The organism is Photobacterium sp. TY1-4 (assembly GCF_025398175.1).
Classification (GTDB): Bacteria; Pseudomonadota; Gammaproteobacteria; order Enterobacterales; family Vibrionaceae; genus Photobacterium.
The window spans coordinates 518,461-542,207 of sequence record NZ_CP099735.1; the positions used below are offsets into that span (position 1 = coordinate 518,461).

The 23,747-nt window shown below is 48.3% G+C and carries 23 protein-coding genes and 1 pseudogene; 8 read left to right on the plus strand and 16 right to left on the minus strand.

The features are described from left to right. Positions 1-268 precede the first annotated feature (268 nt). Positions 269-1,567: a DEAD/DEAH box helicase gene (locus tag NH461_RS19010; RefSeq protein WP_261604173.1), complete on the plus strand. Its 1,299-nt coding sequence runs from the start codon at positions 269-271 to the stop codon at positions 1,565-1,567. Positions 1,568-1,790: 223 nt separating this feature from the next. Here the strand turns inward: NH461_RS19010 and NH461_RS19015 are convergent, their stop codons facing one another. The 10 genes from NH461_RS19015 to NH461_RS19060 all read right to left on the minus strand — a co-directional run bounded on the left by NH461_RS19015 (position 1,791) and on the right by NH461_RS19060 (position 9,624). Continuing rightward, positions 1,791-2,297: a GNAT family N-acetyltransferase gene (locus NH461_RS19015; protein ID WP_261604174.1), complete on the minus strand. Its 507-nt coding sequence runs from the start codon at positions 2,295-2,297 to the stop codon at positions 1,791-1,793. Between the two features lie 83 nt (positions 2,298-2,380). Further along, positions 2,381-3,007 carry a LysE family translocator gene (locus NH461_RS19020; RefSeq protein ID WP_261604175.1) on the minus strand — a complete coding sequence of 209 codons (627 nt, stop codon included), beginning with the start codon at positions 3,005-3,007 and terminating at the stop codon, positions 2,381-2,383. Positions 3,008-3,154: 147 nt separating this feature from the next. Beyond that, the gene (locus NH461_RS19025; RefSeq protein WP_261604176.1) at positions 3,155-3,610 is read right to left on the minus strand and encodes a GNAT family N-acetyltransferase; all 456 of its coding nucleotides are present in this window, start codon (positions 3,608-3,610) and stop codon (positions 3,155-3,157) included. 445 nt (positions 3,611-4,055) lie between these two features. Beyond that, complete coding sequence (locus NH461_RS19030; RefSeq protein WP_261604177.1) at positions 4,056-4,673, minus strand: HAD family hydrolase; 618 nt, start codon at positions 4,671-4,673, stop codon at positions 4,056-4,058. Between the two features lie 216 nt (positions 4,674-4,889). Further along, a complete protein-coding gene (locus tag NH461_RS19035; protein ID WP_261604178.1) occupies positions 4,890-5,648 on the minus strand; it encodes a nucleotidyltransferase domain-containing protein in 759 nt (252 codons plus the stop codon). Between the two features lie 246 nt (positions 5,649-5,894). Then, the gene (locus tag NH461_RS19040) at positions 5,895-6,299 is read right to left on the minus strand and encodes a VOC family protein (protein WP_261604179.1); all 405 of its coding nucleotides are present in this window, start codon (positions 6,297-6,299) and stop codon (positions 5,895-5,897) included. 272 nt (positions 6,300-6,571) lie between these two features. After that, the gene (locus NH461_RS19045; RefSeq protein ID WP_261604180.1) at positions 6,572-7,354 is read right to left on the minus strand and encodes a methyltransferase-like protein 9; all 783 of its coding nucleotides are present in this window, start codon (positions 7,352-7,354) and stop codon (positions 6,572-6,574) included. A 128-nt stretch (positions 7,355-7,482) separates the two neighbouring features. Next, positions 7,483-8,019 (minus strand): GNAT family N-acetyltransferase, encoded by a 537-nt coding sequence (locus NH461_RS19050; protein ID WP_261604588.1) that lies wholly within the window; start codon positions 8,017-8,019, stop codon positions 7,483-7,485. Positions 8,020-8,470: 451 nt separating this feature from the next. Next, positions 8,471-8,884, minus strand: coding sequence for a heparinase II/III-family protein (locus NH461_RS19055; RefSeq protein WP_261604181.1), 414 nt, complete (start codon positions 8,882-8,884; stop codon positions 8,471-8,473). Positions 8,885-9,225: 341 nt separating this feature from the next. After that, on the minus strand, positions 9,226-9,624 hold the full coding sequence (locus NH461_RS19060; RefSeq protein ID WP_261604182.1) for a hypothetical protein: 399 nt from the start codon (positions 9,622-9,624) through the stop codon (positions 9,226-9,228). Positions 9,625-10,361: 737 nt separating this feature from the next. Between NH461_RS19060 and slyA the strand changes: the two genes are divergently transcribed. From slyA to NH461_RS19075, 3 genes are read left to right on the plus strand one after another with little or no spacing between them, the layout of a single operon-like run. Then, on the plus strand, positions 10,362-10,829 hold the full coding sequence (gene slyA, locus NH461_RS19065) for a transcriptional regulator SlyA (RefSeq protein WP_261604183.1): 468 nt from the start codon (positions 10,362-10,364) through the stop codon (positions 10,827-10,829). A gap of 32 nt (positions 10,830-10,861) precedes the next feature. After that, entirely contained in the window at positions 10,862-11,920 is a 1,059-nt protein-coding gene (locus NH461_RS19070; protein ID WP_261604184.1) for an HlyD family secretion protein, read from the plus strand. A gap of 11 nt (positions 11,921-11,931) precedes the next feature. Next, positions 11,932-12,966 (plus strand): DUF2955 domain-containing protein, encoded by a 1,035-nt coding sequence (locus NH461_RS19075; protein WP_261604185.1) that lies wholly within the window; start codon positions 11,932-11,934, stop codon positions 12,964-12,966. Positions 12,967-13,037: 71 nt separating this feature from the next. On the opposite strand, the gene NH461_RS19080 is transcribed toward NH461_RS19075, so the two are convergent. After that, entirely contained in the window at positions 13,038-13,895 is an 858-nt protein-coding gene (locus NH461_RS19080) for a PfkB family carbohydrate kinase (protein WP_261604186.1), read from the minus strand. Between the two features lie 460 nt (positions 13,896-14,355). Between NH461_RS19080 and NH461_RS25845 the strand changes: the two genes are divergently transcribed. Beyond that, positions 14,356-14,430, plus strand: coding sequence for a hypothetical protein (locus NH461_RS25845; protein WP_410000139.1), 75 nt, complete (start codon positions 14,356-14,358; stop codon positions 14,428-14,430). Positions 14,431-14,529: 99 nt separating this feature from the next. On the opposite strand, the pseudogene NH461_RS19085 reads toward NH461_RS25845, so the two are convergent. Further along, positions 14,530-15,897: pseudogene (locus NH461_RS19085) on the minus strand (beta-ketoacyl synthase); the annotation flags it as partial. A 116-nt stretch (positions 15,898-16,013) separates the two neighbouring features. Between NH461_RS19085 and NH461_RS19090 the strand changes: the two are divergent. From NH461_RS19090 to NH461_RS19100, 3 genes are all read left to right on the plus strand, one after another. Next, entirely contained in the window at positions 16,014-16,991 is a 978-nt protein-coding gene (locus NH461_RS19090; RefSeq protein WP_261604188.1) for a GlxA family transcriptional regulator, read from the plus strand. A 115-nt stretch (positions 16,992-17,106) separates the two neighbouring features. Continuing rightward, complete coding sequence (locus tag NH461_RS19095) at positions 17,107-17,631, plus strand: hypothetical protein (RefSeq protein WP_261604189.1); 525 nt, start codon at positions 17,107-17,109, stop codon at positions 17,629-17,631. Between the two features lie 269 nt (positions 17,632-17,900). Beyond that, positions 17,901-19,778, plus strand: coding sequence for a methyl-accepting chemotaxis protein (locus tag NH461_RS19100; protein WP_261604190.1), 1,878 nt, complete (start codon positions 17,901-17,903; stop codon positions 19,776-19,778). 94 nt (positions 19,779-19,872) lie between these two features. Here NH461_RS19100 and NH461_RS19105 read toward each other — a convergent pair whose 3' ends face one another. From NH461_RS19105 to NH461_RS19120, 4 genes are all read right to left on the minus strand, one after another. After that, a complete protein-coding gene (locus NH461_RS19105) occupies positions 19,873-20,109 on the minus strand; it encodes a hypothetical protein (protein WP_261604191.1) in 237 nt (78 codons plus the stop codon). A gap of 117 nt (positions 20,110-20,226) precedes the next feature. Next, positions 20,227-22,176, minus strand: coding sequence for a methyl-accepting chemotaxis protein (locus tag NH461_RS19110; protein ID WP_261604192.1), 1,950 nt, complete (start codon positions 22,174-22,176; stop codon positions 20,227-20,229). Positions 22,177-22,261: 85 nt separating this feature from the next. Then, a complete protein-coding gene (locus NH461_RS19115; RefSeq protein WP_261603567.1) occupies positions 22,262-23,206 on the minus strand; it encodes an IS1595 family transposase in 945 nt (314 codons plus the stop codon). Between the two features lie 231 nt (positions 23,207-23,437). Then, positions 23,438-23,740, minus strand: coding sequence for a hypothetical protein (locus NH461_RS19120; RefSeq protein ID WP_261604193.1), 303 nt, complete (start codon positions 23,738-23,740; stop codon positions 23,438-23,440). Positions 23,741-23,747: the final 7 nt, after the last annotated feature.

The window sequence follows — 23,747 nt, forward strand, 5'->3', positions numbered from 1 at the left end:
ACGCCCCCGAATGGTACCGAAATCTATACAGTTGAGAAGTGATCTCATTTACAATTACTGAAATTTCAGCCCATTGCAGTTAAGACCATCCGGGTAATCCACCAAGCCCGTTGGTTTACCGCAATCCGCAGCAATAAGCCACCAAAAGCAGTTAATACGGGCAAATATCAGCCAATCACGTGAAATTCTCCCCACAGCCTGCAATTATTCCTCTATAATCACCGACCATATTTTTGTCAGGCTCAGCCGTCTGCTTTAGGAACAAAGAATGTCATTTGCATCACAAAACTTTTCTCAGGATATAGTGCGCGCGCTCGATGAGTGCGGCTACGAGAAATTAACCCCTATCCAACAACAAGCGATCCCACACGCTCGTCGCGGACACGATATTCTTGCCAACGCGCAAACCGGCACTGGTAAAACCGCAGCGTTCTCGCTGCCGATTATCCAGCAGATCCTCGACAACCCGAAACAAAGCAGCCGTTTCAATGCCCGCGCGCTGATCCTGGCGCCGACCCGCGAACTGGTTGCCCAAATCGCCAAAAACATTGAAGACTACAGCAAGTACACTGACCTGAAAGTCGCCGCGATTTACGGCGGCACCAAAATGGCGTCGCAAGAGAAAAAGCTGGAGCAAGGTCTGGATATCCTGGTCGCGACCCCTGGCCGCCTGCTGGAGCATATGGATCTGAACAATGTCAGCCTGGCCAACCTTGAATTCCTGGTCTTTGATGAAGCTGACCGTATGCTGGACATGGGCTTTATCGCCGATATCCGGATGATCATGAGCGACATCCGCAGCCAGCCGCAAACCATGCTGTTCTCGGCCACGTTCTCCAGCCAGATGAACAAACTGGCCAATGAAATCCTGCGCAAACCAAAACGGATCTCGGTCAGCCCGGAAAACGCTACTGCCGAAACCGTGGCGCATGTTGTCTACCCGGTTGATCAGGAGCGCAAGCGCGAACTGCTGTCAGAGCTGATCGGCAAGAAAAACTGGCAACAAGTGCTGGTGTTTGTGAACTACAAAGAAACCGCCAACGAGCTGGTCCAAGAGCTGAAACTGGACGGTATCAAAGCGGTGCTGTGTCACGGCGATAAAGCACAGAGCGCCCGTCGCCGAGCGCTGGATGAGTTCAAAGAAGGGAAAGCCCGTGTGATGGTCGCAACCGAAGTTGCTGCCCGCGGTCTGGATATTCAGGGGCTGCCGCACGTCGTGAACTTCGACATGCCGTTCCTGGCAGAAGACTATGTTCACCGCATTGGCCGCACCGGACGTGCAGGTCAGCAAGGTCATGCGATCTCCTTCGTGAGCCGTGAGGAAGAGCTGACACTGGTTCAGATTGAAAACCTGATCAAACAGAATATTCGCCGGATCCAGCTGGCCGGTTATGAACCAAAAAGCCGTGACGCCCTGCTGGAAAAAATGCACACCAAGCCTGCTTTCCGTGACCGCCGTGGCCGGACTAACAATCCGAGCGAGCAGTCTGATGCCGAACGCCGGGCCCGCCTTCGCCGTGCAGTGCTGAACAAAAGCCGGGCGAAAATCACTAAACTGAAGAAGTAATTCAAGAATGCCGCAAGCCTGATACTTGCGGCATTTTTCTTCGGTTGTATCTAGATGTCACAAGAAAGATGACTGCAACCAAAAAACAATGTTTCAGATACATCGTGACGGGTAGCTCACCGCTTCCCAGATAGTAAACATCAAGCAACGAAACGACACCCACGAAGATCAAGTACAAAATCACCGTGAAAATCATAGCTTCCTCATTGTTGGATATTCACGTCTATGGGAATTCAACGTCCAACGCCTTTTCCAGCCACATCGAACTAACGTACTGGTCATTTTTCTTCGCGTACTCTTGAAACACCCCCACCTCCCTGAAACCAAAACGTTTGTGAAGTGCTAATGAGGCATCATTTGGCAGCGCAACACCAGACAAAACCCGGTGAACGCCTTGGTTACCCAACGCTTCGAGCAACTTTGAATACAAAATAGACCCGAGTCCTTTGCCCCTAGCTTCGGGCGCCAGATAAATTGTGGCTTCAACCGTATCTTCAAATGCAGGCGTTGCTCTGTATGGCTGTGAACATGCAAAGCCTAAGATTTTCCCATTTTCAACCGCTACAAAAATCTGATGCTTGGAATCGCCAGCAAACTGTGAAAACCACGCTTGTCGATCCTCATCGGGCAGCGGCGCCGATTCGAAACGCGCATTGGTTTGTTCAATGTAGTAATTGAAGATATCGGTGATCTGCCCAATATCTGATCGTTTTCCGAATCTGATTTCCACGTAACGTCCTTTTATGATTGAAATTTAATCCCTAAACCTGAGAAATCTCGATAATCCGCCCGAAATAACAGTAACCAGAAGCACTACTTCCCAAGTTCACTTGCCAGCAGCTTAAAGCTCGCTACGCCAAAGAACACAGCAAAGACACTTTCAAACACCACTTTGGATTTGAGATACACACGCCTGGCAGCGCCATTAGAAAACAGAACGGCATAACCCAAAAAAACACACGCGCTCACCGCCCCAACAACAATAATGACCGACAACAGATTAAAGGGTGATACAGTCGCGGGAACGCCAACAGAGTAAAGAGAAGCAAAGAACAGAATCGCTTTGGGGTTAGTGAGGTGGATGAACAACCCCTTGAAGTAATTTCCTCTTAACGTCGCTGTCAGGTTATCGGGTAAATTTAATTGTGTTGCATTGAATGCCGAGCGCAGCGATTTCCAAGCCAGGTACAACAAATAGAGCGCACCACAGTATCTCAGGGCTTCAAAAACCCAAACATTCGCATGTAGTATTGCTGCAAGGCCAAAAGCAGCAGTCGCAGACCAAAACAGTGAACCCGTAAGCACACCAGCCGCCATAGACAGCCCAAATTGACGCCCGTGATTCATCGAGGCTCCGGCGATTGCAAGTGTGGCCGGCCCCGGACTGGCAATCGCCGCGATAGCAGATACGACGATCAGTAGATAATTAATCTCTTCCATGTACACCTAACTCCCTGTTTTGAATTGATACGAATAGCATCCGAAGGCCACCCGCTCACGACCAGCTTCTGGCCTTGATTTCGCCAGACATCGTTTCAGTATCCACGGAGAGGATCAGCAAGGCAAGGTGTTAAAGTACCACAAGATTCAGGTAGACAATTTCACCGACATTGCTAGTTTTTCAATGCCATGCGAAGGGGTCCATCGCTGAGACTCAACAAAACCATGCTTCTTATATAAATGGATTGCAGGTTTATTCACAACCGCTGTTTCTACGGTTGCATCAGTTAAATCGAATGCCGCTAAAACATAGCTGATCAAGCTATCTGCGATACCTCTTCTAAAATACTTAGGGTCAACGGTCAAACTGTGGATTTCAAGCTGCTTTCCAGTCACTTCAATTTCAATGACTGCAGCAAGGCAATCATTATCAACAAAACCATAAAAATCATGATCTGAAGCTGCGATGTTTTGAGCACTTCGCGATAGTGGCGGAAAATCAAACACGCCTATCAACTGTGCTTCCACGGCATAAGAGTTTTGGAAAACAGTATGAATTTGGTTCGCATTATTTTCGTTCGAATTTTCAATTTTTGTGATCATACTACCCTTGCTTGACTGCTCGCCTTGCTGTCTTACATCGATTCCATGTTTTCCGCGCTATTGGGAACAACATGAACTCCCCCATCCTCAGGCTAGAGCACACTTGGTATGCCTGATGCCGTAATCACTGGAGACCATAACATGTCTATAGCGTTGATTGAGCTAAATATTAGCTCAGTATCCATGGTCAAGTTCATCAAGGCAGAGATTGATCAACCAACAAAAAATGCACTCGAAATCCAGCAGCCATCAGAACCCAGTCCTTCCAGAAGATACGTATTCTCGGCCAATGCGGGAAGAACGATGAAGCCAGATACATCAATACCCTGATTGAATAAAGTCGTGAATAGTCAATTACCTAGCAGTGAAGCAGGCAGGTTAAACAATGTTGTTCACTGTTGATCATTCACCTCATGGCGTAACTGCTCTGTGAAAGTTCAATTAGTTAAAAAGACAGACCTAACGCTTTCAAAGCGCTTTCACATTGGGCAGAGGTTTCAAACTGAATTCCAGCAATTCCAACCGATTCAGCACCTTCGACATTGTATGGCATGTCATCAATAAACACAGTTTCTGAGGCTTTCAGGTCAAACTGGGTTAATAATGATTGATAGATTTCCGGTTGGGGCTTCAACAACCCGACTTCAGCAGAAACGGTTGCACCTTCGAACAAATCCCAAAACCTGTAAGTCGTCTTTAAATGAGACACGATTTCATGCACATTATCAGTAAGTGCAAATACCCGATAGTCTGCTGTCTTTACACGTTTAATGAGGTCAACTGAGCCATAGATAAGTAGCTGCGTTTGCTTCACATAGTAGAACAGGCGTTCGCACTCCAGCTCGGATAAATCAAGCGCTTTTCGATACTGATATTTAGCCTCACTCTCTGAGATAAAACCTTTGTTGAGGTTTAACCAAATATCAGATTGAAAGATTGATTGAGCCCGCTCTTCAACTGAGTCAATTTCTCCGAAAGTCAGCCGGGTGATTTCGAGAGGAGCCCATCGGACGACTACATTTCCGATGTCGAAAACAACGTTCTTGATATTGCTCGATTCCATTTTATTCTCCTTTCACATACCGCCCGGAACAGGGGGGATATTGAGTCCGTCGGAAATCCTCACTACACCGTAATCAGTGTGCTGTCGTCAAGTGTGACATCCCCTCCCTCTATGATGTCAGAGCAATCAACCTTATGATGAAGCAGTACAGTTCAATACTCTGGTAGAGAAGATCACCGATCATCGGTAATGAGTAACAAAGTCGTCAGGTTAAGATCATGATGTTAACTTTTGACTCAATTGCACTAGGAGTTGAATGGCGTCCTCTTTGGAGGAATAACACCCACTAGCTAATTCGTATGTCATTTTAATATCATCGATCAGGTGTGGATAATATCGGGCTGCGACTTGATAACATTGACCTAAGTCTGTATACCAACTTCCATCTTTTTCTGCGACGAAGTAATAGGCGGCTCTTAGTAGTTTTTTACCTATAACTTTACTGACTTCATCTGCATGCATTGCTTCCATCCGACCCTCTATTTGGTCTCGAAAGTCAAGAAGATCCCCATTAAGCGCATTAGCGATTTCAATGCTTGGCCGTTGCCGTGGAAACTGTTGAGATAAATCATTCCCCCAAATGCAGCAACAGCAATGTTTTAGCCAAAATTGCCAGTGGTATATTTCTTGAGATTGCATGACCTCACCGACACAGCCGGGGTCGATATCTAACTTACTAATCTCTGGATGAGATTGAGGTAACGAAAGAGATATATATTTGAAAACCTCACGATCACTTTCGGTAATTGGACGCTTAAGGACCAAGGACAAATCTAAGTCGGATTTACCAAGAACAGCATTACCTCTAGGTACGCTACCGTATAAGTAAATTCCATCAATCTGATTCGGGAGCCGACGCCTCAATTCATTCACTACAGACTCAACAACTGATTGAAACTCAGGTTGGATATACTCAGGAGAGTAAACATTTTGAATAAATCCTTGCTCATCAAGTCCATTTCCGAACCCTTGCATGGTGCTTTTTCTCCTTGAACATAACGAATGAGATGCACCCTCATCATGCTTTACCACACAGGGTAAGTCTAATGGCGAAATCACCAGAGGCCACCCTATCACTATCTGTCTATGACATTGATTTAGCCAAACAAAGTATCACTATCCGCAGCAAAGATCATCACGGTCATCTCCTGGAACACAAAACACAACGCGCAACAAAAATGTCACGCGTTGCGAATCATACTGAAGTGAAACCGATGATGGCTATTCCGACACCCCACTCCAGAAAAATTCCACTCGAATTCCACTCGGGTCATAACACATCATGTGCTTTGCTGGCCCTTCTTTCACTAACTCCGGAGAAAATTCAACAGTGATACCCGCTTTTGTTAGTACTTCATAAACGGTATTCAGACGTGCTTCACTTTCTACCTGTAGTGCTAAATGATGTAGGCCTACATTGGTTTTTCTATCGAAAGAAACCGGTGTATCGGTTTGAGAAGACCATAATGTAAGCATGATTTTCCCGTCACTGACGAAAACAGCAGGATAATCAGGATTTCTTTTTACCTCGGTCCAGCCGAGTGAATCAGTGAAAAACTTTGCACTCGCTTCTAAATTGGAAACCGTTAACCCCACATGATGTGTACCGCATGTCAATGCCGTCATTTCTATCCCTTAATGTTGTGATTTACCTAGTGGGTAAGCTAAACCGACAACAAGAATGCAACAACACAAATATAACTAACGACTTGTTCGAATTATTTGAACAAGTTCACTCAATAATCAATGTATTGAAAATTAAAACTCACCTGATCGCCTACAAACCCGGCGAGAAGCAATCGTTCAAAGCGTGAATACCACTGGCCCAAAATCCGGCTGTCATTTGCTCATGCTGCTTGATGATACTGTCGTTAGTCGGTGACCACACGCACCAAACGTTAGTGACCAACTTTTTTGTAAGCGACCACATGGGAAAGGAAGAGTAACGAATACCGTTCATTGAATCTGATTTTATACTCAATTTCATCTTCAGATAGTTTTTCCCAATTCACACCAAAGTAGTCGTTAATATCATCGACTGCTTCGCTCTCATTTTTTAGATGCTTTTTGTTCCACTGATAAGTACATGATAAAACCAGCACGCCATTCAAAGCTGTTGCATCCATCAATGCATCCACTATAGCTCTGGGGGATTCACATTGATCCAGCACATTGAGGCAAACGACTAAGTCAAATTCTTTGGTGACCACCCCATGCTCAAAAGGAGCTTCTATCAAAGTGAATTCTACATGATCACAGGCTTTTGCGATTGATGAAGCATCAAAGTCCAAGTATCCCTGCTCTTTCAAACTCTTGATATAAGGGAATTGACACTTAGCACCTTCGATAATTACTTGCTTGAAATTTGATAGTAATCGATGAGATGGCTCAACAACCGTGACAGAACTAATGGTGGGAATATTGGTAACTAATTCGTAACTATTTCGTCCCAAAGCTGGCCCCACCTCTAATGCGTTATTAGGAGAGATATTTTCAGCTTCGAGTGCCTCAATAATCAACTGAGCAACACTTTGTGTATGGCTTGAATAAATAAATGAATCAGGAACGTGTTTAGATTTACTCTCTAATGGTTCTGTTACTCCATTTAGGCGAAGTTTATCAAGCCATTGAATCTCATAGTATGCCGCCAATCCTTTTTGATCGATGTAAAAATCGTCCACCTATAATTCCTTCTATAAAAGCTTCTTTTCTGATGTGCATAGCACCTAAATCATGGGCAAACAAAAATGGGACGCTTGCGGCCCAGGCCAGTTTGCCCATGATTTGACTGTCCCTATAAATTTGCTGATTATATGCCATCCCACTCATGCGAAAGAACTGACATTTGGACTTTATCAATAAACTGACCGTTGCGATATCCCGACTGCCTTTTCACGCCCTCATGAACGTAACCCGCTTTCTCATATGCTCTAATTGCTGATGGATTTGTGGCATATGCAGTTAGTTCTATCCGGTGAAGACCCAAGTCCTTGAAACCGTAGTCGGTCACTAACTTGGTTACTTCTGTACCTATACCTTTGCCCCAATACTCCTTGTCACCAATAAGAATGAAGAACTCACCACATCGATTTAGAGTACTTATAGAAGCGATACCGGCATATCCAATCAACCTACCGGTTTCACCACAAGTAATACCAAGCGAAATACTCTTTGAATCGTTGTTTATTCCGGCCAACCATTTAGATATGTCGGTTTTTGACTTCGGATAAGAGTAGGATGAGATGCTGAACTGGGTCACTTCTCGGTTACATGCCCACAGATAAAACTCATCAGTGTCATCAACGTCAAGTGGTCTGAGTTTTATCATTTTTGACTGTAGAAACATCCACATTTTCTCTTCGTATTATTGGCATATAACGAATGACATGGACTCCCCCTCATCAGGCTTTGCCACACTTGGTAAACCTAATCCTGTAATTGCCGGAGACCGCCATGTCACCATCTGTCTATGGCATTGATTTAGCCAGACATTGCTTCAGTATCCACGGTGAGGATCACCAAGGCAAGCTCTTGATCTACAGAACAATATCACGATCGAAAATTCTCTCGACATTTGCCAATATCCCGCCTGGTATTATCAGGAGCCGACTCTCGTCCCCTCATTATCGGGGACGAGAGTCGGCAATACTCGGCAATACGTCAAAGCTCATACTCTTAAAATACCATGATTTTGAATAGTGCTAGTCCGGGTTAACGAAATCATGTTGAATGGCCCTGCCGCAATGCGGACAGGTAGCTGTGAGCCGAAGTATGAAACCCTTAATATGTTTTCTTACCTAACAATCGTGGCCATAATTATTTACCTCGATTTCGAGACCAATTGCCTCTTGTAACACCTCTATTTTTTCCATACACCATTCGAGAGCTTCTTTTTTATAGGTCTTAGATTCAAGGATGGGATAAACACCAACATTATCATGATACTTAACTTCCAATGCGACCCACCCCTTACCTTTGGCACGAGTCATATAATTGATGCTCACTATTTCAACTTCGCGTAAGTTGATTGTGACAGCTTTTCTTTTGTGATAGAAACCAAATTGTTTTGAATCATGCCAACCAATAAGGTGCCAAAGCTTGCCATTCTTAGCCAGCGCCTCAACTTCCTGAGGGGCTTTCCAAAGATGGCCCTTTACTTGCGTGAGTTCTAACGGGTTCTTTGTTGATTCATCAATCGTGAATATTTTCATAAATACCTACAGGCATAACGAACAACATGGACTCCCCCTCATAAGTCTTTGCCCTACTGTATAAGTCTGATACCTTAATTACCGGAGCCCATCAAGTCACATTCTGTCTATAGCCTTGATTTAGCCAAGCGTCATTTGAGTATTCACGAACAACAAACAACCTTAAATCCAGCAGCCATCAGAGTAGAGTTCTTTCCTTCGATTGAGACATATTCTCTTCCGATGCTGGAAGTAGTGTAAAGCTTACGAGGAACCACAAAACACTAATGATCTTATAAAAAGCAGCCGATAACAAGTTACTTAGCAGTAAAATAAAAATTTAAACAATAATATTAACAATATCATTTAAATAAAGAATGAAAGCCTTTTTCTTCGTCAAATTCAAACTCTTCTAAACAAGACCCAATTTCTTCCATTTCTTTTGGATACTTCACCGCATGTTCCATAACAAGGCAAGCACCATAATACTCAGAATAACTTTCCAGATTACGTACAGTGATTTTAGGAAATTTATTTTTAGCTTTCTCATCACATATATCTGAACCAGCGCTTACTTCTAGCATACATCTTTTTTGAGAGATTTGATAACAAGCAGCATAATCTGGTTGATCACAAAAGAGAGACGGGCCATTTTTAGACAGCTTCTCAGTTAACATTTCAACAGCAAATTCTTCTTGAGGATTACTAGTTGAACATCCACTAAGAAAAATGAACAATACCATTGTGAAATATATTTTCATTTTTAGGACCTTGTATGTTATTAATTATTTTTTAACGTTATACTTGTTTATCTTACTTGAAACTTATGAACAATCTTGATTAAACTTTCTGACAGCAAAAGGTGATAATATTCACTCGACTCATTGAATACAATTTCGTCCAAGTTATTCATTTATCCATTTATCCATTTATCCATTTATACTGATGGATGCATTATAAACTTCATAATTCAAACGATTTTCCCGAATGAACATTTATTTACACAATAAAGTTCGGAAAATATCATTTACTGACTCCATTAAATCAACAATTCTAGGAAACATATCAGAGATGCTAGGTTACTCGTTACCAGAGACATCAGGATTGCAGCATCTTCAACTAGCCACCGCACAACTCTTTCCGTGTACTATACCTAAAAATACCACTTATTTTCAATTGGTTAGGATAAAAAATGTGAAAATTGACTTATAATGAAGCTGCATAAAAGAAGCACCACAGTTTAATGAGACCCCCATATGCACCAACACACATTTAACCCTTTATGATCAGTGAGATAACTTTGATGATGTTGTACAACCCAAGCAATCCCTGCCTCGTGAATACCGGAAACTGACTGGAACTTGAAACAGCTTCCTATATCCAACCTTTGCTCCCCATCCCACCCGAAGCACTATTTTGTGACATGAATCACAACCATTTACTTAGCCTGCTAACTAAAGTATTTTACTTAGCTTGCTAAGTATTTAAGGCGTCTCTCATGGTCAAAGACATCAATCTGCTGCAAAACTTAACGCTCGCTGAGCAGCTGGCGCGGGTGGCCCGCCTTTGGAAAGTGGTTGCGGACAAGGAGCTAGCGCCGCTGGGACTCACTCATCCGCGCTGGACTGCACTGTGGAAGTTGCAACGGCTGGGCGATAACGTCAGTCAGAAAGTTCTGGCAGAAGCGCTTGAGATTGAACTGGCGTCTTTAATGCGCACCTTAAAACAACTCGAAGAGCAGTCGCTGATTGCCCGCCACTGCTGTCAGCATGATAAACGCGCCCGGATTGTCAGCCTGACCGACGAAGGACGCGCACTGCTCAAGCAAATGGAAACCCGTATCCTGCAAATACGGCAGAGTTTACTGACCGGGATCAGCGATGATGAGCTGGTCAAGATAAGCGGCACACTGGAACTGATTGCCGGAAACGCTTTAAACACGCTCAACACCCACACCGAACAATAACAACGACGTACAGACGGAGAAGTAATCTTTTTATGACACCTGATCAGAAATTTGCCCGCTGGATCAAACACAGCATCATTCTGTTTGTCCTGACTTTCGCCTATTTCCTCGTGGCCGACCTGGCCGTTCCGCTGACGCCGCAAGCGATGGCAACCCGGACAGTCACCCAGGTCGCGCCACAGGTCAATGGCCCGGTCAGCAAGGTTTATGTCCATACCAACCAACCGGTAAAACAAGGTGATGTGCTGTTTGAAATCGATGCACAGCCGTTTGAGCTGGCCGTTGCCGAAGCCCGCTTACAGCTGGCCCAAGCTATCAAAAACAACGATCAACTGGATGCGTCCATCGCGGCTGCCGAGGCCAAAGTGACTGCCAGTGAAATTATTGCTGAGCAGAAAGTCCGTGAAGCCAACCGTTTGAATACCCTCTTTCAGCGAAACGGTACTTCCCGCCAGCTTCGAGATGACGCCATCAGCGCCGCGACAGCCGCCAAAGCCGATTTGACGGCTGCACGGGCCAGCCTGAAAGAGCTAAAAGTCAATCGTGGTGCCGAGGATGACACCAACATCAACATCCGCGTCGCCAAGAACAAGCTTGAAAAGGCCCTGCTGAATCTTTCATACACTCAGGTGACAGCCCGCCACGATGGGGTGATCACCAACCTGCAACTGGAACCGGGCACCTATGCCGCCGCCGGGAAGCCGTTGGTTGCCCTGGTGGATACCAAGTTGGATATCATTGCCGATTTTCGGGAGAAGAGCCTGCGTCATTTTGATCAGCACAGCAAAGCCTTGATTGCCTTCGACAGCCAACCGGGCACTGTGTATACGGCTGAAATCAGCAGCCTGGACGCGGGGGTCAGCAGCGGTCAGTTCAGCGCCGACGGAAACCTGGCAACACCGACTGAGTCCAACCGCTGGGTTCGCGATGCGCAGCGAATGCGTCTGCATCTGACGATGCAAGACACATTGGAAAAACCACTACCGGCTGGCGCACGGGCCACGGTACAGCTGGTTCCGGATGGCAGTTTGCTGTCATGGCTGGCTTTTGCCCAGATTAAGTTTCTGAGCACCCTGCACTACATTTACTAACCGGAGGCACCATGCGGCTTTGGGATCATCCATTATCCGAAAATGATCTGCGCCAGTGCGTCCGGATCGCCTGCGGCGCAACGCTGGGATTCACCATCAGTAAAATCTTCGGCTGGAATTACGGGGTTTTCTTTACCGTGTTGCCGATGCTGTTATTGGGCATGGTACCGGTGATGTCGCTGCACGCCGCCCGGCAGCTCTTTGCTTCCGGGGTGGTGTGTGCACTGGAAGTCGGGATCCTTGGAGGGCTGTTCGGCAGCCATCCGGGGCTGATGACCCTGATCGTCTTCGGCCTGTTTTTATACAAGTTCGCCTGTATGTCCAAAGGCAGCTTGTTTCTGTTCGGCGCCACAGGCGTACTGAGCCTGAGTATCATGCTCCATTTTGCCAGCTACCCGAATGTCGATCTGAATGAGTTGATTGTCGGAAACCTGCTGGCCGGCACGCTGTCGGTGATCATCGCTTATCTGGTGACTTTTTTGATCCCGGATGCAGAGCCTCGTCAGCCACCGCCTCGCCCGACCGAGCCGAAGGGCTCACACCGGATGCGACATGAAGCGCTACTGGGTGCCACACTGACAACCCTCTCGTTTCTGGTGTTTCAGGTTCTGGATTTGAGCGATTCCATGTCGGCTCAGGCAACCACGATTTTGCTGCTGTTTCCGATGAACTGGAACGGAGCACTGGGCTCGGCGAGAAAACGAGCCATGGGCACAATTCTCGGGGTGACGTTTGGTTTAGTCGGCCAGCTCTTCCTGTATGACTGGTCCAGTCTCCTGCTGCTGGTGATCCCGCTGCTGTGGATCGGCACCATGCTGTTTAGTTATTTGCATGTTAAAGAAGCCAGCGGCTCCGGGGTTGGGTTTGGCGCGCTGACCACGCTGGGAATTTTGTTTGGCCAGTACCTGACACCGACCAATGATTTGATGTTCAGCGCACTGTACCGAATCGGCTGTATTGTGTTTGCGATTATCGTGACCCTGCTTGCGACTTACTTAGTACATCGCCTGCTGAATAATTTCGAAGCCACCCGCTACGGCTACTGAGTTCACGCTGAAATAGCTTAGCGCAATCCATCCTTCCCTGCCCCGGCTCAGTAAATCCCTGCCGGGGTCGGTTAGTTCCCCGAAGACAAAGACAGACTGAGTTGCTGTTTGAGTGCTTCTCCTGGCGTCGAGCTCGATGTGCTCACCGCACAAGCAGCCCATTTCGCCCCTTCTTCCAATGCGGTCTGAATCGGACTCTGGCTGATCAGGGCATGGATTAAACCGGCTGCAAACGCATCGCCGGCACCGGTGGTATCGACCACTTCCGCAGGCACCGCCGGAATCACAACTTCTGCTTCTTCGCTATACGCCACAGCCCCATTGGCACCGTCGGTCATCACGAAATATTGCAAGCTCTCACCGGCAATCTGGCGGGCATATTGCCACGGGGATAAATCAGAGCGTCCCTGCCAGTCATCTTTTGAGGTAATGAGGACATGACAAGGGCGAAGCCGCTCATCTTTGGCCAGTTGCGCCACAACCAGGCAATGCGGCATCGCTGCTTGAGCCCATGCTTCGCAGCCCTGGGCGGAAGAGTTGAAATAAAGCACATCCCAGCGGGAAAAATCAGGGGGATTGCCGAGAAGAAACGGCGGTCGGTGCGGCCGGATAATGGTTCGCTCACCATCGGGAGTCATCACCAGCAACAGCTCCGGGGTTGCCACATCGTGACGATGTAACAGGCTACAATTGAGCCCTTGCAGACTTGCTTCGGCAAGCAGCCAGTCTGCCGTGTCGTCTTTGCCGACCTGACTGACCAAGGCCACCTGATGTCCGGCCCAGATCAACCCCAGGCCGGTATTCGCACCACCACCGCCCAGACGACGACCGCCGTCCTGATAATGGTGACGTCCGCCGGGTGACAGCGGCTTATCCAGCGTCAGAACACGATCGCAATTGAGGTTTGCGACCAGCATGATATTCGCCAATGAATCTCTCCCTTTACCTGACCGGTATCTGACAGGCTTCAGCATGAACACTCAACTGTCCATGCTGCCTGATTATCCAGCCATTATAGGGAAATAAGCGCAGATTCCTATTCAGACGCGATTCGTTGCAGATATTTTAACCTTGCCCGGACTCGCTGTAATCGGCATAAGGATTGTGCTGTGGCAAGGCAATCACCTGCTCAAATGCAGACAACGCGATCGATTCCCGAGTCAGAGTCACCGCACTTTCATCCATCACATGTTCCCCGAAGTGATAGCGGATCGTCTCTTGTCCGGCACAAGCCGCCTGATCATTGGCCGTTGCCTGCTGACGGACGTGCTGGTTTTTATCCCAGTAGTGCTGTAGCGCTGCCGAACCATATTTGTGTTCCAGCATGGTCAGGGTTTGCGCCGGTGACAGTACCAGACCCGTAGCGTTATTGCCGCCAAACCCTTTAGCATTAATGATCACCGCTTTATAGTCTTCACCACGTTCTCCGGCGAACGCATGATCGGTCAAAATATTCAGGTGTGACTGATGCACATCGTCGGCAATATGATCGATCGTTTGGATCCCCGGAATCCAGCCGTACTGCCATACCCCCAGCGAAGCAATCAGCTGATCGCCGGCAGCCACACTCATCGAGTGGCCGACGTAAGATTTAACCGCCGTCACCGGCCATTGCTCGATGGCGAAGGTTTTCGCCACCTCGTTCAGAATATGGCTTTCCGTCACCCGGTTCTGCGGCGTGCCGGTGCCGTGAGCCTGAACAAAGGTCTGCTTGACCCCTTCCGGGCCAAGAATCGCCTGAGCCAGCGCCGCTGCCTTGGCAACCGTGACGTAGTTACCCACTCCCGGGGCAGAAATTGACTTCTTGTTGGCATCGGCATTGATAAACACATCCGCCACGGCGCCATAAATCGTCACCCCAAGTTCCAGCGCCAGCGCATCCTCCATCAGCACCACAAACTGCGCCGATTCGGCCATGGTGAATCCGGCGTTACTGGAAAACGGTCGGCAGGCGCGACGGTTGTCCACCGTCTCGCTGTTATCCAGCGCTTTGAGCTGTTCATCTTCCGCCAACGCGCCCATCACCCGGAACCCTTCCATCACTTCGGCGACGACCGGCGCTTCTGCATTACCGACGATCACGACTTTGGCATGGCCCTGCTGAATATCCCGCATCCCCTGACGCAGATTATAGAGAAACGTTGCACAGGCGCCCATATTGGTGCCGGTCGAACCTACGCTGTCAATGACATAACTATTGATGAAATCCGCAGGCATTTCCGCAAACGACAGCGCCATCATTTTCGAGCTGACCCGTCCCCCGGTCAGCGGTGCGGCGAGCATCCCGGCGAGCGACTGATCATCAATTTGTGCCAGCGCGCTGCCTGCATACACAGCGACCTCATCCGGGCGGACATGGCTCAGCACATCACGCCACTCAATCCCGAGGGAGTTTAGTGCATCCGAAGCCCCATAAACGCTCAGCTTCAAACCACGTGGGTGATGACGGGAGTTGTACAGCTTGCCCGGATCAAACCCGGCAGGTATGTTACCGCCGCTGGTGACCGGAAAGCTTGTCCGATCTTCAAGCAACGCACCCAGTTCGCCGTGAACGGTGATCTTCACCCGGCTGCCTTGCTCTTCCAGTTGCCAGTTGTCCGGAATTCGGGTCGGCAATTTCGATTTGCGCAGCGTAAACTCAATGTGCTCATCACCCCCGGTCAGTTGGGCTTGATACTGCTGTCGTACCTGACCCGGGTCAAATGAATCAATTCGGCGAATTAAAGTCCCTGCTTTGATCGCTTCAATCAGCTCTGGCGTGACCTCGTCACTTCCCGACAGCCCCATCCGACGCGCCAAATCCTGCCAGGTTGAGGCCATTGCTTGCGCTGAGAGCACTTCTGCGATCATGCGTTTATAGCTGTGAAATCCGGAACTGCGACCCGCGGCATTCATCCCACCAAGCCCGACAATCAAAGGTAACTTCGCCATGTTGTACCTGCATCAATTCGTAAAGATGGCTATAGGGTAATGATTTACACTGTTCATTCACCTCAAGAATATGCCAAAATTACTTAAATTCAGGCCAACCAAGGAGGTGGACGTTCATGAAAGTTGGATTTGTGCTGTACGACAAAGCATTGATCACCGGTGTTTCACTGGCCGCCGAGATGCTCAGCAGTGCCGCGAGCCTTCGACCGCGTCAGCTTCAGCGGGAGAAGCCTTTCGACATTCAGGTGATTGCATCGACCCTGACGCCGCCATCCGTTTCTGCGGGGTTGAAACTGCAACCCGATACCACCTTTGGCAGCTTGCAAATCTTCGACATCATTATTCTGCCGCCGATGTGGGGAAACCCAATCGCTTCCCTGCGCCATACGCCGTCGATTGCCCCCTGGCTCAAACGCCAATACCAACAAGGGGCGCAACTCGTAGCCACCGGAACCGGCGTGATCTGGCTAGCCGAAACCGGACTACTGGATGATCAGGTCGCGACAACCCACTGGTACTACTACGACAAGTTTGCCGAGCGTTACCCGAAAATCCGCTTGAACCGACAAGCCTCGATTACTGCGGCAAACGGTCTGTTCTGTACCGGCAGTATCAACTCGCAAACCGAGATGATCCTCTATCTGATCACCGAGCATTTCGGGCAGAAAATTGCCGCCATTATCGAAACGCACTACGGTCATGAAATTTCGAAATCAACCCAGCAGCCGTTTTACCAGATTGGTGGCCAGCTTCAGTTTGATGAGTCGATCGCGTTGGCCCAGGACTGGATGAAGCGGCATATCGCCGAGCCCATCACAGCCAAAGTGATCGCCGAACAATGCGGGATCCCGCTCCGCAGTTTCAATCGGAAATTCAGTGATCAGGTCGGCCAAACGCCGCACCAATACCTGCAAAAAATTCGCATGGAATCAGCACAGCAACTGTTACGTGACTTCGGGATGTCGACCCAGGATGTGGCCGAGCAGGTCGGCTATAAGAATGCCTATCATTTTTCGACCCGGTTTCAGCAGCAATTCGGCATGACGCCCAGCCGGTACCGACGGATGGTGAAAGCAAAAATCTACAACCCCTGATGGAGCAAAAAACCGAGATCACGGACTGTTTATGAAATGAGACACTCAGCAACTTAGCCAGTATCTATGCTTTGACTGAACCTTGAGTCGTTGTCGTTAACAAGGATGAAGTCAGATGCAACCTATCGCTCTTTTTCACAAACTCTTTTTGATCACTTGTGCCATTCTTTTCTCAGGCCAAACCTTGGCCAAAATCGTGCCCACCAGTACGACCGAGCTCAGTCAGCAAAGCTGTCGACTGGACATATACCACCTCACCAAAAACGAGCAGCAGCAATTTGAAAGTAACCTGCAGCTGGCTTTGATCACGGAGAACCCTATCCGGCAGCGGTATATTGCTTTAAAAACAGGCAGTTCGCATCGAAGTGGGTTTGAAAATATCGGCTATTACCGCAGCGGGCAGCCTGTTGAGATTTTTACGGCCAACTGGCGAACATACAATAATCAGTACAGTGTCAGTCGGCTGGTCGTTCTGGGCGGCACCAGCGATAAACAAGCATTTGATGTTTTTACCCGCCTGTTGAAACAGGATCAGGGCCATATTGAACTCAAGGCTTCAAACCTGAGTTACCACTTTAACGTTCGTCAGCAAGACCTGTCTGATTTTCAAAACTGTATTGACCAGCACTATCACGAATAGCACGAATTGCACCCCCAAATGCATTTCTTTTGACCAAAACTTATTTCCATTACAAATACCTAAGTATAGGCCATACTAATCAGGCAAATATTTTGTTGCAAAAATTCACCATAGAGAACAATTCTGTGACACAATAATTATTCAACGGCTATTTTGAGGAGAGTGAGCAGCCAGCGAGTCGTCCATGGATGAAAAATAATAAACAGTTCGCGATATGAGCAATCATGCATTGCCACGCAAATTCCCGCAAACACAAGAGGAATGGAAGTTTGAACCTTTCTATCAAAAATAAACTCGCCCTGACTTTCGCAGGGATCATTCTGTTGACCGCCACGATACAGATCTGGCTTACCCGTGAGCGCCTGACAGAAGAGACCAACCGATCAACACAAGAGCTAGCACAATCCCTGACACAATCAAACATCAGTACCATCAGCCAATGGCTGGAAAGTAAAAGCACCATTGTTCGTGCCTCCGTCAAAGGTTTCAACCAAAGTGCTGAGCCAATTCCGGCCCTGGCACAAGCAATGGATTCAGGACACTTCGACCTGGTTTATGCCGGCACCCAGCAAGGACAAATGATCACCGGTACACCCGTCGATTTTCCTGCCGGTTATGATCCACGACAGCGCCCCTGGTATCAGGCAGCCACGGCAAAGAACGGGCTGATTGTTACCAAACCATACCAGGACGCAGCTTCAGGCAAACTCATCGTCTCGGTTGCCGAGCCGTTTAGTGCCAAGATGAACAGTGGGATTATTGCCGGGGATGTCTCGATTGAGATGCTGGTCTCCGACATTCTGGCCATCGAACAGGACGGTGTTTACGCCGGACTGTTTAGCCGTGACGGCACGATCATCGCTCACCCGAACAAGTCCCTGACGCTGAAGCCGACCACAGAAATGGGCGCGGCATTCGACTCGGCCTTTATCCAGAAATCCGCGACAAGCAATACCTTGACGACACTGAATGTCTCCGGGGTTGAGAGCCTGGTCAGCATTAAACAGGTTCCGGGAACGGACTGGTATTTCTCGCTGATTATCGATAAATCCCTGGCATATGCACCGGTTCAGGAAGCCTTAACCGATGCACTGATTGGCGCTGTGGTCCAGTTGCTGCTGACTTTGGCGATTGCAGCATTCTTGATTGCCAAGGCCCTGAAACCTTTGGATACACTCTCCGAGGCGATGGCCGACTTGTCACATGGCAACGGCGATCTGACTCGGCGTATCCAGTTCGATCATGATGATGAGATCGGCCGTCTGAGCCAACATGTTAACGCCTTTATTGAAAAGCTACATCACTCAATCACCGGCATTTCGGGTTCGTCTGAACAGCTTTCACAGCAGGCAAAAGCCAGTCACAACCTGGCGCTGCAAACCAATGAAGCGCTGAATTTGCAGGTGAATGAGATCTCGCAAATCGCGACAGCCATTCATGAGATGTCCGCCACCGCTCAGGAGGTTGCCAGCCATGCTGAGCAAACGGCCGGGGCTGCCGGGGCATCCCAGGAAAGCTGTAACGAAGGGAAAGACGTCATCCTGCGTAATCAGCAATCCATTACCGATCTTGCCGATCACGTCGAGAATGCGTCTGGGATCATTAAAGAGCTGGAGCATAATGCACAAGGCATCAACGCAATCCTTTCGACCATTCAGGGTATTGCCGAACAAACCAACCTATTGGCTTTGAACGCTGCCATTGAAGCCGCTCGTGCCGGTGAGCAGGGGCGCGGTTTTGCCGTGGTTGCCGATGAAGTTCGGGTGCTGTCTCAACGGACCCACAGCTCCACCGAAGAGATTCGCGGCATGATTGAAACGCTACAGCGCAATACCCACAGCGCGGTTGAAACCATGGCCCAAAGCCAGGATCTGGCGACCAACAGCGTGGAAGAAGCGAACAATGCGACCCGGGCACTGGAGCAGATCACGGCGTCAATTCAGGAAATTTCTGATATGGCAACCCAGATTTCCAGCGCCGCAGAAGAGCAACGTGCCGTGACGGATGAAATCAGCCGCAACACGCAAGCTGTGAATGATGTTTCTGATCAGCTGTCCGGCGAAGCCAGCGAAGCGCAACGTCTATCTGAAGAACTGAACGACATTGCCCAACACCTGAACTCTGAAGTCAGCAAATTCAGAATCTAACGGGCAATACCGTTTCCAATCTGCCAAGACAAAACGCCAGCAATCATTGCTGGCGTTTTCTTTTTATTCATTATTGAATGACCTGCGTCAGGCGTTACGACGCTGCTTTGCGGGTGATGTCATTAAATTCACCTTCAATCACGGTTCCATGAACCCCGGGCTCCCAGGTTCCGGTTTTTCCACTCGCGGCCACAGCACGCTTCATTTTCATACGGACAAACGGCAATGCAATCAAACCGGCAACCATCATCACCGCGGCCAGCAGACCGGCGACCGCAAGGACAAACAGGCCAACCATCAGGGAAATCGCACTCGCAATATATTTCTTCATAACAGCCCCTTCGCAGTTCTTTCGCGCTTTCAGCTTTCTCAGCTTTTCAATCAATCGCTTCATTTCAGTTGGCAGTGTAACGAGCCAACCATGAATGAAACATGAACAAGCGCGCTGTTACACCCGAAAGCGCTCCACCAGCATTTTGAGCTGTTCAGACAGCTGTGCGATCTCGCTACTGGCATTTTTACTTTGCCCGGCCGCGACCGCATTCTCTTCAGCAATCCGTTTGACGTTCACAACGTTTTTATTAATGCTCTCGGCGACCGAGCTTTGTTGCTCGGCTGCACTGGCAATTTGCATGTTCATATCATTAATCAAAGTCACCGCATGGGTGATCGCCTCAAGCGCAGCGCTGGCATTCCCGGCCTGCGCCACACTGCGATCGGCTTGATCTTTCCCCTGACCCATCACCGCAACTGCGGTTCTCATGCCTGATTGCAACTGCTCGATCAGGGTCTGTATCTCTGACGTTGATGTCTGTGTTCGCTGCGCCAGACCCCGGACTTCATCGGCAACCACGGCAAAACCGCGCCCCTGATCACCCGCACGGGCGGCCTCAATCGCTGCGTTCAGCGCCAACAGGTTGGTCTGCTCAGCAATTTCCCGAATCACATCGAGAATACGGCCGATGTTCAATACATCTTGCTCAACTTCATGCAGCTTTTCTGACGAATCATCGACGCGCTCAGACAGCACATTAATCGAGGCGATGGTTTGCGCTACCACGTCACTCCCGGTACTGGCTTCATTGTCTGCCTGATTGGCCGCATCAGCAGCTTTCGCCGCATTATCGGCCACATCATGAACCGTGGCAGCCATCTCGTTCATCGCCGTTGCGACAAGCTCAGTTTCCCGCTCTTGCTCCACGATACCGCGACTGGCCTGCTCCGTCGTGACAGCCAGCTCCTCGGCTGCCGAGGCCAATTCAACACTGGCGCCGGAAATTGTCGTCATCATATGCCGCAGCTGTTCACAGGTATTTTGGATTGCTTCCAGTAACCGGCCGGTTTCATCCTGTCCGGTGCGAGGAATATCGATCGTCAGATCCCCTTCTGCCAGTTGATTTGCCGCGGAGACTGCCTGCTTGATTGGCCGGGTGATCGTGATGGTCAGCAGGTAAGCCGCCAGGACGCCTACCGCGACCGCAGCAAAGGACAGGAACAGATTCAGGTTTATACTGTCTACTGTTCTCGCCTTCAAAGCAGGACCAAGCTGATCCTGATCTCGCATCACAGACAACTTCACGGCTTCAACGAGCTCAGCGACTTCCGGGCCAATCCGGTTCAACTGTTGATTGACCAGCACATTGCGGTTTTCGATGATCGTATGCGCGGCAGACAGGCTCTCCAGATATTGCTGGTGACTCTGATTAAACTGAGCCAATAGCTGGCGATGCCCCGCATCCTGCAGCACACTGTTGAGGCGATCCCGTTCCTGACGGAGTTCACTACCCAGTATCTGGTGTGCCTTGTTGTAATCTACCGAGCTGCCAGAGTTCATAAACAGCGCGACATACATTTCACCTAATAAGAGCTTCTCCTGCACTCTCGCCGCATAATACGCAGCCTGGGTATCCGCATCCTCATACGTGGAGTCCATCAGGTTCGACAAGAGCTGGCGCATCGTTTCTCCGGCAGGAACCACCTGCTGAGAGAGGATCTTATCCCGCTGGCTTGTTAGCGAAACAACCTGATCAAACGCTTGCTGGTAAGCCGTAATCGAAGTCTCTACCTGATTGATCACTGCTGCGCGTTCCGGACTCTGGATACTATTTTTTGCTTCCGCGAGAAAAGTGTTCATTTTCGCCTGATGATCCCGATATTCAGTCAGCTGCTGATCCTGGCGGATCATCAAATAATCTTTTACATTCATTCGAACCATCAACATATTGGCTTGCAGGCGTCCGGCAAGATTCGTGTCCCGGGCTAATTCCCGATAATTTTCGATGCCTTGCTCTGTATTTTTCAGTGCCATGATACTAATCGCCAGCACAATCGATAACAGCCCAAGAACAACGAAAAAACCCATCCCAATCTTTACACCCAGACTTAAATTCCTAAACATAGCCACACCTTCATGATTTATTTATGTATTAAGTATTTTTTATCCGATGACATCACCCTGAAGCATTCATTATTGGTTTTCTTGATTACCATCGAACCTCAGCTAGCTTAAGAAGACGCTGAGGCATCGGCGCTGTTTGAATACTGGAATAAACTAACTGCTCAAGCATCTTTTCTAAATCAAACCGTCGATTAAACTTGAAGCAAAACTCGGCAAGATAGCGCGGTAAATGTTTGTTTTTGATTGAGTGATAAGTGCCATGCATTGCATTTTTCACATTACTTATCATGGTGTTAACCCACTTGAAATAGGGCAATTCTACGCAATCCGCACCACCGCCAGTTACAATGGCATGGTGAAAGATTTTTGCATCTTCGATACCACGGAAACAAGCCAACCCATCAGAAATGACCAGCGATTTCGGCCTTAAATGAGCCTTAGCCCAACGCGTCAGCTCTGCTTTCTTAAACCCATCAACAGCGGTAAAGCGCATTCGTATTGGGTGACCCTCTTCGTTCATGGATACGGCTGCAACAAATGGACGCTTCCCTTTAGCGCCACGGCCACGGACACCACGCTTCACACCGCCCCAGTAGGCATCGTCAATTTGGACGTAACCATCTAAAGGCGTTTCATCATCTCGCTCTTTCATGGCCTGCATGAGTTTCTGTTTTACTCGCCATGCCGTGTTGTATGAAACACCGAGTTGTCTGGACAACTCAAGAGCAGAGATACCGTTCTTTTCTTGTGTTATCAGGTAAATGGCCAGAAACCAGACCGTTAAAGACAGTTTAGAGTGGGCAAATAGCGTCCCTGATATCAACGAAGCTTGATGATGGCACTGATTACACTGAAATAAGGCGCGTGATTTCAACTGACAATATTTATCATGGCGGCAGTTAGGGCAACGGTAGCCCGTCGGCCAACGCATCTCGAACAATCGTTTCTGGCATTGTTCCTCAGTACCATACATAGTCATAAACTGATGAATAGAAATGCCTTTTTGAAACTGAACTTGATTTTTAGCCATGACTTTACCCTCATGAACTCACCTACATTTAGTATAGTTCAGGGGGCTGAGTATTAGGGGTAATCAAGTTGGTTTTTATAGTAATTTTCCTGTTTACCCTTAAGAGTTATAGCATGAAACCTGAGGCATAATAATTTATGTCAGACAAACCTGTGATGCCGAAAAAAAGCCTTGATAAAAATCAAGGCTTTAGTGTCCACTCATGTTCGAATCTTAGAAAGTGATTTTACCTCAAAGATCCCGCATCAGAATTTCTAGCTCTTCTTCTGCTAATTCAATCAATTTCGCCAACTCTCTGGCATCTTCATTCGCCAAATGCAATTGCCAGCGAACAGAGTCAGATTCAAGCGGCGCTTTACAAACCAACTCCGTCCCATTCCCCGCAGAATAGAAATACAACTCTTCAAAATCTGCTTTTAACAGATGCGCTTCTTCCTGAATATTCACTTCCAGTTCACCCGTTGGAATAACGGTAACATGTGCATGTAACGCTTTTTGCCCTGGCAAGATGAACTGCCGACATTCAGCTAACATAATCGCT

Excerpts from the sequence above, each read along its gene's own strand:
- NH461_RS19010 (WP_261604173.1), top strand. The coding sequence starts at position 269 with ATGTCATTTGCATCACAAAACTTTTCTCAGGATATAGTGCGCGCGCTC.
- NH461_RS19020 (WP_261604175.1), bottom strand. The coding sequence starts at position 3,007 with ATGGAAGAGATTAATTATCTACTGATCGTCGTATCTGCTATCGCGGCG.
- NH461_RS19025 (WP_261604176.1), bottom strand. The coding sequence starts at position 3,610 with ATGATCACAAAAATTGAAAATTCGAACGAAAATAATGCGAACCAAATT.
- NH461_RS19030 (WP_261604177.1), bottom strand. The coding sequence starts at position 4,673 with ATGGAATCGAGCAATATCAAGAACGTTGTTTTCGACATCGGAAATGTA.
- NH461_RS19035 (WP_261604178.1), bottom strand. The coding sequence starts at position 5,648 with ATGCAAGGGTTCGGAAATGGACTTGATGAGCAAGGATTTATTCAAAAT.
- NH461_RS19040 (WP_261604179.1), bottom strand. The coding sequence starts at position 6,299 with ATGACGGCATTGACATGCGGTACACATCATGTGGGGTTAACGGTTTCC.
- NH461_RS19050 (WP_261604588.1), bottom strand. The coding sequence starts at position 8,019 with ATGTTTCTACAGTCAAAAATGATAAAACTCAGACCACTTGACGTTGAT.
- NH461_RS19055 (WP_261604181.1), bottom strand. The coding sequence starts at position 8,884 with ATGAAAATATTCACGATTGATGAATCAACAAAGAACCCGTTAGAACTC.
- NH461_RS19060 (WP_261604182.1), bottom strand. The coding sequence starts at position 9,624 with ATGAAAATATATTTCACAATGGTATTGTTCATTTTTCTTAGTGGATGT.
- slyA (WP_261604183.1), top strand. The coding sequence starts at position 10,362 with ATGGTCAAAGACATCAATCTGCTGCAAAACTTAACGCTCGCTGAGCAG.
- NH461_RS19070 (WP_261604184.1), top strand. The coding sequence starts at position 10,862 with ATGACACCTGATCAGAAATTTGCCCGCTGGATCAAACACAGCATCATT.
- NH461_RS19075 (WP_261604185.1), top strand. The coding sequence starts at position 11,932 with ATGCGGCTTTGGGATCATCCATTATCCGAAAATGATCTGCGCCAGTGC.
- NH461_RS19090 (WP_261604188.1), top strand. The coding sequence starts at position 16,014 with ATGAAAGTTGGATTTGTGCTGTACGACAAAGCATTGATCACCGGTGTT.
- NH461_RS19095 (WP_261604189.1), top strand. The coding sequence starts at position 17,107 with ATGCAACCTATCGCTCTTTTTCACAAACTCTTTTTGATCACTTGTGCC.
- NH461_RS19105 (WP_261604191.1), bottom strand. The coding sequence starts at position 20,109 with ATGAAGAAATATATTGCGAGTGCGATTTCCCTGATGGTTGGCCTGTTT.
- NH461_RS19110 (WP_261604192.1), bottom strand. The coding sequence starts at position 22,176 with ATGTTTAGGAATTTAAGTCTGGGTGTAAAGATTGGGATGGGTTTTTTC.
- NH461_RS19115 (WP_261603567.1), bottom strand. The coding sequence starts at position 23,206 with ATGGCTAAAAATCAAGTTCAGTTTCAAAAAGGCATTTCTATTCATCAG.
- NH461_RS19120 (WP_261604193.1), bottom strand. The coding sequence starts at position 23,740 with ATGTTAGCTGAATGTCGGCAGTTCATCTTGCCAGGGCAAAAAGCGTTA.